At 74.4% G+C, this 13,232-nt stretch carries 9 protein-coding genes; 5 read left to right on the top strand and 4 right to left on the bottom strand.

Going from position 1 to position 13,232, the window contains the following annotated elements:
* Positions 1 to 26 precede the first annotated feature (26 nt).
* The 4 genes from MUY22_RS29090 to MUY22_RS29105 form a co-directional block, all read right to left on the bottom strand.
* Positions 27 to 632, bottom strand: a complete 606-nt coding sequence (locus tag MUY22_RS29090; protein ID WP_247049777.1) for a LysE family transporter — start codon at positions 630 to 632, stop codon at positions 27 to 29.
* Positions 629 to 1,726 carry a DnaJ domain-containing protein gene (locus tag MUY22_RS29095; protein WP_247049780.1) on the bottom strand — a complete coding sequence of 366 codons (1,098 nt, stop codon included), beginning with the start codon at positions 1,724 to 1,726 and terminating at the stop codon, positions 629 to 631. The genes MUY22_RS29090 and MUY22_RS29095 overlap by 4 nt, the downstream gene beginning before the upstream one ends.
* Before the next feature lie 459 nt (positions 1,727 to 2,185).
* Positions 2,186 to 3,769 (bottom strand): AMP-binding protein, encoded by a 1,584-nt coding sequence (locus MUY22_RS29100; protein ID WP_247049782.1) that lies wholly within the window; start codon positions 3,767 to 3,769, stop codon positions 2,186 to 2,188.
* Between the two features lie 1,241 nt (positions 3,770 to 5,010).
* Positions 5,011 to 6,264, bottom strand: a complete 1,254-nt coding sequence (locus MUY22_RS29105; RefSeq protein ID WP_247049784.1) for a low temperature requirement protein A — start codon at positions 6,262 to 6,264, stop codon at positions 5,011 to 5,013.
* A gap of 58 nt (positions 6,265 to 6,322) precedes the next feature.
* On the opposite strand from MUY22_RS29105, the gene MUY22_RS29110 reads away from it, so the two are divergent.
* Genes MUY22_RS29110 through MUY22_RS29130 form a run of 5 tightly spaced genes read left to right on the top strand, consistent with a single transcriptional unit; the run spans position 6,323 to position 13,138 of the window.
* Positions 6,323 to 7,633: a hypothetical protein gene (locus MUY22_RS29110; RefSeq protein ID WP_247049786.1), complete on the top strand. Its 1,311-nt coding sequence runs from the start codon at positions 6,323 to 6,325 to the stop codon at positions 7,631 to 7,633.
* Positions 7,630 to 8,646: a hypothetical protein gene (locus MUY22_RS29115; RefSeq protein ID WP_247049787.1), complete on the top strand. Its 1,017-nt coding sequence runs from the start codon at positions 7,630 to 7,632 to the stop codon at positions 8,644 to 8,646. The genes MUY22_RS29110 and MUY22_RS29115 overlap by 4 nt, the downstream gene beginning before the upstream one ends.
* A 1-nt stretch (position 8,647) precedes the next feature.
* Positions 8,648 to 11,722 carry a hypothetical protein gene (locus MUY22_RS29120; RefSeq protein ID WP_247049789.1) on the top strand — a complete coding sequence of 1,025 codons (3,075 nt, stop codon included), beginning with the start codon at positions 8,648 to 8,650 and terminating at the stop codon, positions 11,720 to 11,722.
* A 54-nt stretch (positions 11,723 to 11,776) separates the two neighbouring features.
* Positions 11,777 to 12,304 carry a hypothetical protein gene (locus MUY22_RS29125; protein WP_247049791.1) on the top strand — a complete coding sequence of 176 codons (528 nt, stop codon included), beginning with the start codon at positions 11,777 to 11,779 and terminating at the stop codon, positions 12,302 to 12,304.
* Between the two features lie 9 nt (positions 12,305 to 12,313).
* Positions 12,314 to 13,138 carry a DUF3592 domain-containing protein gene (locus MUY22_RS29130; RefSeq protein WP_247049793.1) on the top strand — a complete coding sequence of 275 codons (825 nt, stop codon included), beginning with the start codon at positions 12,314 to 12,316 and terminating at the stop codon, positions 13,136 to 13,138.
* The last annotated feature ends 94 nt before the right edge of the window (positions 13,139 to 13,232 follow it).

Here is a 13,232-nt window from a genome sequence, read left to right on the forward strand (position 1 = left end):
GGCCATAAGAGCCGGTAAGGAGGCCTTCACGGCGTTACGGCCAGGGCGACGCCGAGGACGACCAGGATCGTGCCCACGACGCGGTTCAGGGCCGGTTTCGCGTGTTCGTACCAGCGTTGGGTGGCCGGGGCCGAGAACAGCAGCGCCACCGACAGGTGCCAGACGGCGGACGCGACGACGATCAGTGCGACCGCCGCGACCTTGATTTCCGCCGGTTCGCTCGGCGGGAGCGTCGCCGTCAGGACGCTGCCGAAGAACGCCGCGGCCTTCGGGTTGGTCAGGTTGCTGACGACGCCCTGGCGGAACGCGCCGCCCCGAGCCGCCGGTGGGGCGGATTCGGGCGCGCGGGCGCGCAGCCACAGCCGGATCCCCAGCCACGCCAGGTAAGCGCCGCAGACGACGCGCAGGGCCGTGGCCAGCCACGGCGTGCGCGCCAGCACGGCACCCAGCCCGAAGACGGCGACCGCGGCGAGCAGCCCGCCCGCGGCGACGACGCCGAGCGCGACCGACACGGCGGTGCGCCGGGTGCCGGCCGCCGCGGTGTGCGCGATGAGGACGAAGTTGGGGCCGGGGGAGACGGCCGCGGGAAGGTAGGCCAGCAGCACCGTGCCGAGGGTGGCGGCGGGGCTCACGCCGCACGGCCGCCCCCGCCGACGACCTGGTCGCGCACGGCTCGCAGCGCGTCATGGTCCACAGTGGACGGTTCGGCGGCGAGCCAGTCGCCGATCTCGTGCAGGAACGTCTCCGGCGTCATCGGCGGGGCGGCCACGTCGTCCGGGTCGGCCGTGGTCAGGTCGCCGCTGCGGCTCGGGTACACGATCATCGCGCCGCGCAGCGCGACGCCGGGCAGCAGGTCGCGGTAGGCGGCGAGGCTCTCGGCGAGCCGGCTGCCGCCGCCGCGGAACGGCCGCCCGTTGCGCAGCAGCCGGCCGTCCTCGGCGGTTTCGTAGTGCCCGGGCAGCCAGATCTTCGACTCGATGAGCACCAGGCGCTTCCCGCACAGCACGGCGTGGTCGACGTCGGCGAACACCGAACCCGGCCAGGCGAGGCCGTGGAAGATCCGGGCGCCGGGCAGCCGGGTCAGGTAGGTCTCCAGCAGCTCGGCGGTGAGCCGTTCGGCCAGCTCGTCGCGCTCGGTGCCGGGGGCGCCGAAGACGGTGCGGCCGCCGAACTCCTCGGCGAAGGCGTCCCGGGCGCGGGACGCGCGCAGGTAGCCGCGGGCCAGCCGCTGCACCAGCAGCGCGGTGCCGGCGGTGAGGATGAGCCAGACGATCAGCACCGGCGGCGAGAACTCGACCCCGCTGACCAGCGGCAGCAGCACCAGCACCATGCCGCCCACGGCGACGACGACCGGCGTGTGCCCGGGGCCGCGGCGGCGGCCGTGCCGCATCCGGGTGTCTTCGCCCGCGAAGTGCCACCAGGTCAGGTCTTCGGCGTCCAGGTCGGGCAGGTCGGGGACGAAGCCGGGTTCGTCCCCGAAGCGCCGCCGGGGCCGCGGCCGCACCGGGACCACCGGTACGACGGTGGCGCCGCCCGCGTCGTAGCGGTCGCGGCTGACGGGGTCGCTCAGGACGTCGTAGGCCTCGCGGAGCAGCCGGAACGTGCCGACCGTGCCGCCGGCGTCCGGGTGCATGGTCTTGGCGAGCCTGCGGTAGGCCGTCTTGACGTCGGACGCCGTGGCGTCGCGGCGGACGCCGAGCACCTCGTAGTAGTCGACCTCGGGCACGCTGGCGTTCACCTCCGGATGGCTGCGCGAAGACTTTATGGGGTCGGGTCACGGGGCCGGTCACCGCCTCCGCGGCACGGCAGGGTGATGGTCCCGGAGGCCAGGTCAGGGCGGTGTCCGGAGTTTTACCGCGCGCCGCCGGTGCGGTCACCGGGGTGCCCGGCGGGGGTCGCCGGGTGCGTGACGTGGCCCCCGTCCGGGGTGCGTGTCACGTTTCCGGTGCTCCATTAGTGTCCACTGAGGACTGTTTGTCGCTCGAAAGTGGTGTAACGGCCCGGATTTACCGGGGTGCGCTGACTTTGCGTAGCCGGAATCCACCTGAATGGACGCGAACAGGTGTTCGATTATCGGGTAGATTGGAGGCATGTCCCCGGCACCCCACGAACGTGACGGGCCCACCGCCACCCCACCTCGGCAGCGGGCCCGTCACCCCGTTCACCGCCCGCGTCAGAACTCACGTCATCGCTCGCGCAGCAGGAAACGCTGCAGCTTGCCACTGGCGTTGCGCGGCAGCGCGTCCACGAACCGCACCCGGCGCGGGTACTTGTACGGCGCCGCAACGGCTTTGGCGTGCTCCTGCAGCGCGTGCGCGAGGTCCGGTCCCGGCTCGGCGCCCGGGCGAAGCACGACGAAAGCCGTCACGACCGACCCACGCTCCGGGTTGGGAGTGCCGACGACAGCGCACTCGGCGACGTCCGGGTGGGTCAGCAGCACCTCTTCCACTTCGGGGGCGGCGATGTTGTAGCCGGAGGACACGATCATGTCGTCGCTGCGGGCGACGAACCGGAAGTAGCCCTCGGCGTCGCGCACGTAGGTGTCGCCGGTGAGGTTCCAGCCGTCGCGCACGTAGTCGGCCTGCCGGGGGTCGCCGAGGTAGCGGCAGCCGGTGGGCCCCCGCACGGCGAGCAGGCCCGGCGTGCCGTCGGGCACCGGGTGGCCGGTTTCGTCGAGCACGGTGGCGCGGAACCCGGGCACGACGGTGCCGGTCGAGCCTGGGCGGGCCGCGTCGTCGGCGGCGGAGATGAACACGTGCAGCATCTCCGTGCTGCCGATGCCGTCGATGAGCGGCCGCCCGACGACGTCGCGGTACTGCTCGGCCACGGCGGCCGGGAGGGCCTCGCCGGCGGACACGGCGCGCCGGACGCCGGCCAGCAGCGGGCCGTCGCCGGCACCGAGGATGGCGCGGTAGGCCGTCGGCGCGGTGAAGAGCACGGTCACCGCCTGCTCGGCGACGGTCGCGGCCAGCTCCTTCGGGGTGGCGCGCTCGAGCAGGAACACCGACGCACCGGCGTGCAACGGGAACACGAGGAGGCCACCGAGGCCGAAGGTGAACGCGAGGGGAGGGGTGCCGCAGAACAGATCGTCCGCAGTGGGCCGCAGGACGTGCCGGGAGAACGTGTCGGCGATGGCGAGCAGGTCGCGGTGGAAGTGCATGGTCGCCTTCGGTGATCCGGTGGTGCCGGAGGTGAAGGCGAGCAACGCGACGTCGTCGGCGGCCGTCGGCACGTCGTCGAAGGTCGCCGGGTGCCGTGCGCAGTGTCCGGCGAGTTCGGTGCCGTAGGAGACCACGGGCAGGCCGGGTGGCAGCTCGTCGAGCAGGTGCTCGTCGCAGAGGGCGACGCTGGGCGCCGCGCGCTCGACGATCTTGTCGAGTTCGCCGCGGCGCAGCATCGGCATGGTCGTGACGGCGACCGCCCCGGCCTTGAGCACGCCCAGCCAGCACGCCGCGAGCCACGGGGTGTTGGTCCCGCGCAGCAGCACGCGGTTGCCGGGCACGACGCCGAGGTCGGCGGTGAGCACGTGCGCGATCCGGTTGGCGCGCGCGAGCACGTCCCCGTAGGTCCACGTCTCGTGCGGCGACCGCAGGCACGGCCGGTCGGGCCCGAGACGCGCGAGGGTGTGGTCGAGCAGCACGGTGGCGGCGTTGAGCCGATCGGGATACCGCAGCTCCGGAAGGTCGAACACCAGCCGCGGCCACTGCCCCTCGGGTGGCAGCCGATCGCGGCAGAACGAGTCGGTGTGAGCGCTGGGAGAAAGCGGCATCACGGCTCCTCGGGTCGGAACGACCTGCACCAGGAGAAAAGTAGCACCCGTTGCGACCGTCGAGAAGACGCAATGCCGCACCGCTGACGGCGGCGACAAGAAGGCGATGCCACTGCGTTCACCTGGGACAGCGCACAGTGACGACGCCTCGCGAGAGTCGACGACCAGCTGCCGAGGGCGCTCCGAAGCGCGACAGGCGGGCCCCACGGTGCGCGATGGCTCCGGGGTGATGGTCGCGGCGGCCACCAGGCCGCACCGCTGCAGCCGGCTACGCACGCCGAGGCCGCCCCTCGCACGGGCACTGCGGCCGCGCATGGCGGGGTTGTCGCTCGCATGGGCGCCGCGATTGCGCACGCCGGGGCTGTCGCTCGCGCCGTTGCAGCCGGCCACACATGCTTCGGCCGTGCTTGCTCGAGCTGTCGTTCGTACGGCTGCAGCCGGTCACGCACGTCCCGGTTACGCACGCCGCGGCCGCGCATGGCGGGGTTGTCGTTCGCACGGGTGCCGCGGTCGCGCATGCCGGGGCTGTTGCTCGCGCCGTTGCAGCCGGTCAAGCACGCCTCGGCCGTGCTTGCCCGAGCTGTCGTTCGTACGGCTGCAGCCGGTCACGCACGTCCCGGTTACGCACGCCGCGGCCGCGCATGGCGGGGTTGTCGTTCGCACGGGTGCCGCGGTCGCGCACGCCGGGGCTGTCGCTCGTACCGTTGCAGCTGGCCACACATGCTTCGGCCGTGTCTGCCCGAGCTGTTGCTCGCGCCGTTGCAGCCGGTCACACATGCTTCGGCCGTGTCTGCCCAAGCTGTCGCTCGTACCGTTGCAGCCGGCCACACAGGCTTCGGCCGTGCCTGCCCGAGCTGTCGCTCGTACGGCTGCAGCCGGTCACGCACGTCCCGGTTACGCACGCCACGGCCACGCATGGCGGGACTGTCGTCCGCACGGGCGCCCCGGTCGCGCTCGCGCGGAGGGTTCGTGCTTTGCGCGGCGGCTACAGCCGGGTTCGTGCTTGCACCGTGGCCGTGGCCGTGGCTGTCGTCCGGCCGCCGTGATCGGGGTTCGTGCTTGTGTCGTGACCGCGGCCAGGGTGAGCGCGGGCGCAATGCCGGACCGAACAGCGTGAGGTCGCCGCTTCGACCGCGTCCGGCGGCCGCCCGGGCAGCGCCGCCGACCAACGAGTGCCGCCCAACGAGTGCCGCCCGGCGAGCGCCGCCTGGCGAGTGCCGCCCGGCCAGCGCCGCCCGGGGTCAGATTCCCGAGTCGTGTTCCGAGGCGTGGAAGAACGCCGCCGGGTCGTTCGACAAATTCTCCAGCACTCCGTGCCGAACCCTCGCCGAGATGGCGGCGCTGATGACCGCCCACACTGCGATCACCGCCACCACCGCCGGCGCCGACAGCACGTGGCGTAGCAGCGCCAGGTTCACCGTGACGGCCAGCGCCGCGATCTGGAGCAGGTTCACGTACCACTTCCGCGGCTGCATCGAGAACACGCGCGTCCCGGTGAGGTAGGCCGTCAAGCCGGCCGTGATGAACCACGCTGCCGAGACCGGTGGGGACTCGTGCAGTGAAAGGTCCACCCCGGCCGCGATGAGCAGCAGGGAGAACGCCGGGATCAGGTGCCCGCCCGCGTACAGGAAGTACGCCAGCGCGGGGTTGCCGCCGGAGAGGTCGAGCATGCGCTCGTAGATCTCCGCCGCCGACGTGAAGTACACCCACCACAGCGCGCCGGCGAGGACCAGGCCGCCGATCAGGGCCAGCCAGTAGCCGAGGTCGTCGGCCGGGCGGTCGAGTGCCGCGCCACCCACCGTGATCACCAGCTCGCCGAGCAGGAGAATCATGAAGAGCCCGAAACGCTCGGACAGGTGCCCCGAATCGACCGCCCGCCCCGGGTTGCTCGACGGCGCGAGCAGTGAGCGCATCTTCGCGGCCCGCGACGGCCGGGGCGCGTCGTGGCCGCCGCGTCGCCGGTCGGTCCCGCCGTCCAGCAGCAGGAAGCCCGCCTCCTGGATCAGCGCGAACGCCCACAGCACGAACACCCACGGCCGCGGGGTGAACGCCGAGATCGTGAACAGCACCGCCGACGCCGCGTAGCCCCAGGCGATCCGGCGGACCTCGGCCTTGCTCCGGCCGGACCACCGGTGGGCCGCGGCCAGGATCAGGCGGACCCCGGCCAGCGCCGCCGCGAACCCGGCCGGGTGCCCCTCGAAGACGTGGTGCGCCTGGGTGGCCGCGATCGCGCACGGCACCGTGCCGGCCAGCACGAACAGCCGGTCGACGACGCGGGTGTCGTCGCCGACGCGGTTGTAGAGCAGCGCGAAGCCGATCCACGTCCACCAGAGCGTGGCGAACAGGCCGAGCGAGGCGCCGACGTGCACCCACTTCGGCTCGGCGACGATCGCGTGCGTCACCTGGCTGACGGCGAACACGAAGATCAGGTCGAAGTACAGCTCGACCCATCCGACGCGTCTGCCGTGCCCGGCGCTGTCCTGCTCTTCGGTCACAGCCGAGATTGTGCACTGCGGCTCGGATAGGGTGCGATCGGAGAGGGGGAGGGTGATCGTGAAGCCGCAGCTGCGTTCGGCGGTGCTGGCGCGGGCCTGGCAGCGGATCCCCGGCGTGGCGGTCCTGTCCGCGCCCGACGGCGGCCCGCTGACCCGCACGGTCAAGAAGATCATCGACCCCCTGGTCGTCCGCACCGCGGCCCGTCCCCGCCTGGGCCGCCCCCTCCTGGACGAGGCGTCGGCCGCGGAGGTGACGCAGCTGCTGCTCGCCGACGCGCCCCGCCTGCACGCGACGGCGGAGTGGTTCACCCACCTGAAGAAGCAACGCCGAGCACTGCGCATCACGGCGGGCAACGTCCAGGACGTGTGCTTCCCGCTGGCCTACGAGCTGGCAACGGGCTTCGGCACCCCCGGCCCGGATGCGGCCGAGACGGCGGCGGCGGCACTGCGCGACCTGCACGGCGAGCGCGCGACCGGAGCCGACGACCTGGCGGCCTACCTGGCCGACCCCCGGGTGGCGGCCGACCTGACGGAAGAGCTGCACCGCCGCTGGCAGGCGGCCACCCCGGCCGACGACCTGCTCTCCGCCGAGGACATCGCTCAGCTCGCGGTGTTCGTCGAGACCCTCGCCGACTCCGCGTGGCACGCGCTCGCCGAATCCGGTGCCGGGCACGCGCTCGGCCTGGCCCTTCGCCGGCCCGGTGGTTCGGCCGCCGTCGCCGGGGCCGTCCAGGAGATCTCCGGCACGACCGCCCCCGATCTCGGGCTGCAACGCGGGGACCACACCGCCGTGCCGCCGCTGAGCCGGCGGGACGAAACCGGCGCCGAACTCCTCGAACGCAGCGTCGAACGGCGGGTCCGCGCCACCCTCCGGCGAACCCCCGCCGACGACCGGGCGCCCGTCGCCGACCTCGTCGACGACGAACTCAGCCGGGTCGCCGCCGGCTTCGGGCTCGAAAGGCCCGCCCTCGCCGGCTGCTTCGCGCTCGGCGTGGTCGTCGCGCCCGCGCTGCGGCCGCTCGACGGCGCCGCGGCCGCGGCCGTACCCGAGTTCGCGCGGCGGCTCAACGCCCAGGTCGCGCGCGAGGGGTACGTCCTGCACGCCCGCCGCGCCCTGGCCGGCGGCACCCCGCTCACCCCGCGGCCCGACCCCGGACTCGTCCACGAGCTGCGCGAGTTCGCCAAGCAGTTCCTCGGCCGCCTCTGGATCCGGCTGCACGGCTTCGACGTCCGCGGCGAGACCCCGGCCGACGCGGCGGACGTCCGCGACCTCGTCACCGGCGTCGTCCGCTCGACCTCCCTCGACCTGCGGACGAAGGTGCGCCGCGCGCTCGTCGCCCGCTTGCCGGAGCTGGAGGCCGCGTCGTGACGCACCCGGTGCACACGCCCGTCGTAGCCGCGGACGGCGCTCTCGTCCGCTTCCCCCTCGCCGATCTCCTCGCCGGCTCGGCCACGACCATGCGGATCGAACTCACCGACGCGAGTGCGGCGGAACCGTGGCTGACCCGGCTGGTCGGGCCCGAGGCCGGCCGAAGCGCGCTGGAGCAGGGACACGTCGACGTCCCGGCCCGCCCGGAGCTCGCCACCCTCGCGCTGCTGCTCTGGGCGCGCCGCTGGTGGCCCGCCAGCCCGCGGCTCGGCGTCCCGTCGCTGGACCCGGCCCTGCTGGACCTCGAAGCCGCCGTCGCGACGGCGGCGGTCGAGGACGTCGCCGAAGGGTTGCTCGACGGCTTCGAAGCCACCCCGGCGGAACTCTTCGACGCGGCGATCGCGAGCGGCGCCCTGACCGGGCCGGCCGGCGAAGTCCGCGACCTCTGCACCCGGCTGTCGGCCTGGTTCGACGCGCAGGACGACGTCGAGCGCGCCGAGGCCGCGGCCGAGCCGGAAATCGCCGGCGGCCAACGCGCCTACGCACTGGCCGCGGGCGCCAGCCCGGGCGCGCACGGTGCCGGCGTGCTGGCCGAGGGCCGCGCGAGCGTCGACTGGGCGCGCGTGCCCCCGGGCGTTCTCGACGCCGCCGAAGACACCGTGACCTGGCGGATCGTCGCCGCCGGCCGGCTCGAGGTCGAGGTCGCCGGCGCGTTCGCCGACGCCGTCCTCACCGCGGTCGCGACCCACAACGGGGAGCCGTTCGCGGAAGTCCCCCTGGCCCTCGGCGCCGGGCAGTTCGCCGGGAGTGTGGCCCTCGACGCGGCCGCGACCCGGCTCGCGGCGACGCCGGACGTCCACATCGGACTCGTCGTGGGCGTGGCGGCGGAGGGTGTCACGGGCACCACGCCGGCGGACCGGGCGGCCGTGGTCGCGCTCGTGCGGGCGCGACCGCCGCGGGTGTGGACGCTGGCCGAACGCGCGGCGGCCGGGGACGCCGCCGAGGAGTTCTGACGTGCTCGCCGGCTTCCCGCCCCCGCTCACCCCGCCGGACCGGCCGCTGCCGCCCGAACTGGCCGGGTCGAGTTCGCACGGTTACAACTGCCGTTGTGTCGCACCACATTTCGGCCTGGATCCGGCGCGCTACGGCGAGGTTCCCGCGTGCTCGCTGACCGAGGCCGAGTACCACGCACTGCTCGTCGAAGCCGTCGACGTCCAAGGTGTGGCGAAGCGGCTGGCCGCGGCGCGGGACGTCACGGGCGCGCAGCGGCAGTACGCCCGGATGCGGCAGCTCGCGCACCGGCTCGACCGGACCGACCTCGACCTCGCCGCCGTCAGCGACCTGGCCACGGTCTGCTACTCCGCCGGCGACCTGCGCAACGCGCGGCAGTGCGCCGAGGCCGTCTTGACCGTCTTCGGCGTGATCACCAAGGCCATCGTCCACTTCGGACAGTACGTCGAGCTGCGGATGATCGAAGGTTCGCGCGAGATCGCCGAACGCGTGCTCATCTCACTGTCCACAGAGGAGGGTGATCTGCCGCGGGCACGCGAGCTGCTCGCGGACCAGCGCCGCCGGGCGGCGTTCCGGAAGGCGGCCGAGCCAGGGCAGTTCCCGCGCGAGCAGCTCGACCCGCACGGCGCCGACGAGCTGGAGCTGCGCATCCTCGACGTGCGCGTGCAGGTGGCGGCGGGCGACCCGGCCGGCGCGCGGGCCGCGCTCGAGGGGATCCTGGCGGCGCTGGCGCGCATCGCGGACGTCGACGAGGTGCGCGAGCAGGTCGTTTCGCTGCAGGCGATGGCGCGCGCCGAACGCGCCCGCGTCCGGCAGGCGGGCGGTGAGGAGGAGGACGCGTCGGCGGACCTGCTGCGCCTGAGCGCCCGGCACGGCAGCCCGACGGCGGCGAAGTTCGACGTCCAGCTGGCGGAGACCCGGGCCCTCGACGGGGATTTCCCGGGCGCGATCACGGCGATCGTCGCGGCCCGGGACGAGCTCGCGTCGGCGGGCCTGACCGGTGACGTGGCCGAGGCGAGTCACGCGCTGGGCGCGCTCCTGCTGCTCGCGGGTGACGTCGCGCAGGCCAGGGACCAGTTCGAGCACGCGGGAAAGCTGTGGACGGCCAACGGCGACACCCCGGGCGCGCGCCGGCTGGACCTGGCGCTGGCCCGCTGCGCGGCCGCCGAGGGCGACTGGCCGGCGGCGAAGGAACACGCGGCCCGCGCCCAGCAGTCGGCCCGGGCCTCGGGGGAGTGGCTGGAGTGCCTGCGCGCGGACTTCGTGACGGCGACGATCGGCCACGCGAGCGGCGACGACCCGCGAGCGGCCCTGGAGCTGCTGCTGCCGGTGGCCTTGGCGGCGCAGGAGTACCGCTTCGAGTTCGCCGCACCCGAAGCACGCACGGCGTGGGCGAGCGGCGTCGCGGGCCCGGCGACGGAGCTGCTGATGACGCTGCTGGCCCAGCTGGGCGAAACGCGGCTGACGGCGGAGCTGATCGAGCGCACGTGCGCGGTCGGGGCCTACACGGAGGTCCGTTCCCTCGACCTCACCGGCACATTGCCGACGCTGGATCCGGCGCCGGCTGGTGATTCCGCGCTCCCCGACGCACTGGCCGAGGCTCGTGGGCGGTCGCGACCCGAGGCGGTCGCCGACGAGCGGCTGCCGCTGGCCGCGCTCGGCGCCGTCACCTCCGGCCTGCCTCTCCGGCTCGCCCCGCCGCCCGACCTGCGCTGGTCGCCTCGTCAGCCCATGGAACTGGACCGCTGGCTCGACCTCGCCGCCGAGCGGTACCACCTGCGCCGCCCGACCACCGAGACCGTCGCCACCTGGCCCGCCGCCGAGCCGGGACGCGAGACCTTCGTCCTGCGCTTCGCCGATGCCGGGCACACCTTCCTCAGCTGGCGGACCACCGAGGACCTCGACACCGTCCACACCCACCCCGTCGACGCCGGGCTCGTCGAGACCGTCCGCGGCTTCCTGGCCGCCGCGTCGCCGACGCCGCACGAAGGGGAGAGCGTCGCCGACGCCGTGCGAAGGTCGCTGGCCGACGACGCTCTCGGCAGCGCCGCCGGGGAACAGCGGCTGGCCCGGGTGCTCGCCCTCAACCTGCTGCCCGCCGATCTCGTCGAACGGCTCCGGCGGGCGTCCGGGCGACGGCCGCTGCTGCGGGTCCAGCCCTCGCCCCGCCTCGCCGACGTCCCGTGGGGGCTGCTCGCCCTGCCCGACCGGCGGCCGGCCCGCGGAACGATCGAGGAGGTCGACTCCTGTTTCGTCGGCGACGACCGCGTCCTCGACGTCGCCGACGTCGCGTTGCTCGCGCCCGCCGGGATCCCGCGCAAGCCGCCCGCCGCCGACGGACCGCCCGGGTACCTGCTCGACCCGCGGATTCCCGGCCAGAGCGCCTTCGGTGAGCTGGGGTCCGTGCTCGGCAAGCAAAGTGCCGGCTCGCCGCTGATCCGGCACCTGGACGCGCGGCTCGGAGCCGGTCCGGTTCACCCGGCCGCCGCGAACGGCCTCGACCTCGTCCGGCGGACCGACACCGACCGGCGGCTGCTCGCCGAGCTGCTGGCCCGGCCGTGCTCGCGGCTGGTGTTCGTCGGGCACGTCAGCCGGGTGCGCGACGACCACGGCGCGCAGACCGCCCTGCACCTGTCGTGTGCGGCCGAGCTGCCCGGCACGGCCGCGCCGATCGGGGCGCACCGGCCGTTCACCGCCGCCGATCTCGCACTGTCGCGAGTGGACACCATGCCGGCGCGGGTGGCGCTGATCGGCTGCGCCAGCGCGAGCGACTTCGGCCTGGCCGAACCGTTCGGCGTGCTGCTCGCCGCCGTCGCGGCCGGGGCCGGGCTGGTCGCCGCGACCGTCTGGGCGCTGCCGACGTCGGCCGCCGTGCCCGGCGCGGACCCGATGGCCGAGCTGGTCGTCGCCGTCGACACCGCGCTCGCCGGCGACGACCCGGTCACCGAGCTGTGCGAGTGGCAGCGGACCCGGCTCGCGCGGTGGCGCGAACGGCCCGAGCCGGCCCGCTCGCCGGCCTTCTGGGCGGCCCTGACCTGCCTCGACGCCGCCGCGGACGGGCAAACCTGGGTTCGGTAGCGGCGCGGCCCGCCGAAGCTGTGCACACACCGCACAGCGAAAGGCAGGGACCCGATGTTCAAGAAGATCCGCGACAAGGTCAACGAGGCCACGCAGCAGGGCGCGGCCCGCGGCGCGCAGGAGTTCCAGCAGCACGCCGAGCAGTTCCGGCGGGCGGCCGCGGCCCAGGGCTACGACATCACCCCGCAGTTGCCGACGCCGCAGGCGGCCGCGCAGGCGTTCCGGAGCCTGAACGCCGACCCGGACATGGCCGCGTTCCTGGCGCTGCCGATGGCGGAGCAGCTGCGCCAGCAGCAGGAGCTGCAGGCCTACGGCACCGAGCTGCGCCGGCTCTACGACACGTGCGAGCCGGCCACCCTGGTCGTCCGCGCGCTGGAGCCGACCGGCCGGACGATCGCCGGACAGGCCCAGTACACCGCCACGCTGGAGGTCACCCGCAGCGGCGGCGTCCCGTACCGGACGGTCGCGCAGCTGATCGCACCGCAGGCGACGATCCAGCAGTACGCGCCCGGCACCCGCCACGAGGCCCGCGTCGACCCGGCCGACCCGGCGAAGGTCGCCGTGTTCGGCCCGATCGTCTAGGGGGCGGGTGTGTTCGCACTCGGCCTGCCGGAGAACCCGCGGCGCACCGGCCGCCGGCTGTGGCTGCTTGGGGTGCCCACGACGCTCGCCTGGGCGGTCGCGGGCTGGTCGGGCGCCCTCGGGCTGCTGGACACGTTCCGGCTGATGTCGCTGAACCGCGTCGACGCGTGGGGGGCCGACGCGGGCCCGGCGGTGTCCCTGGTGCTGTTCTTCAGCCTCTCGGTCACGGCGGCGTCGTCCCTCGGCTTCGCGATGCTGTGGAGCGGCGGGGTGTCGCTGGGCCGGATGGGCGCCGGCTTCCGGGCGAGCTCGCTGGCCGCGTCCCTCGGCATCGCGCTGGGCAGCGGCGTGGCGATCCCGTCGTGGACGCGGCCGGAGGCGGTGGGGCAGCGGCTCCCGTTCCTCGACGGCGCGCCCGAGCCCTGGTCGGACGTCGACTGGGTCGTCTACTACGAGCCGTACCTGGTGCCGGCCGTGGCCGGGCTCGTCGCGCTGGTGATGGTCGTGGTCCTGCTGCGGGCGTTCCTCACCACGGCGGAGGCGGACGACCGCGCGCAGGCCCTGGCCCAGCGCGGCCGCCTGGTGACCGGGCAGGTCACGCACGTCGAGTTCACCAACGTCTGGATCATGGGCAACCCGCGCTTCACGGTCCACGTCCGCTTCCCGGCGGAGACGGGCGAGCGCACGGTGGTGACGACGATGGTCACCCCGGTCATGCAGTCCCCGGCCCGCGGCACCAAGGTCCGGGTCCGCTACGACCCGCAGGACCCGGGCGCGGTAGTGGTGGAACCCGACCCGGACGACCACGCGATCCGCTATCCGCCGTTTTTGTAACGCCGGATTCGGGGCCGGCGACTCCGGCATTGAGCGGTTGCGCGCACTACTACGACCCGTAGCACCATCGGCGCGGAATGTGACACCGCCGCGG

Origin of the sequence: Amycolatopsis sp. WQ 127309, from assembly GCF_023023025.1 — a bacterium.
In the GTDB taxonomy this organism is placed as follows: Bacteria; Actinomycetota; Actinomycetes; order Mycobacteriales; family Pseudonocardiaceae; genus Amycolatopsis.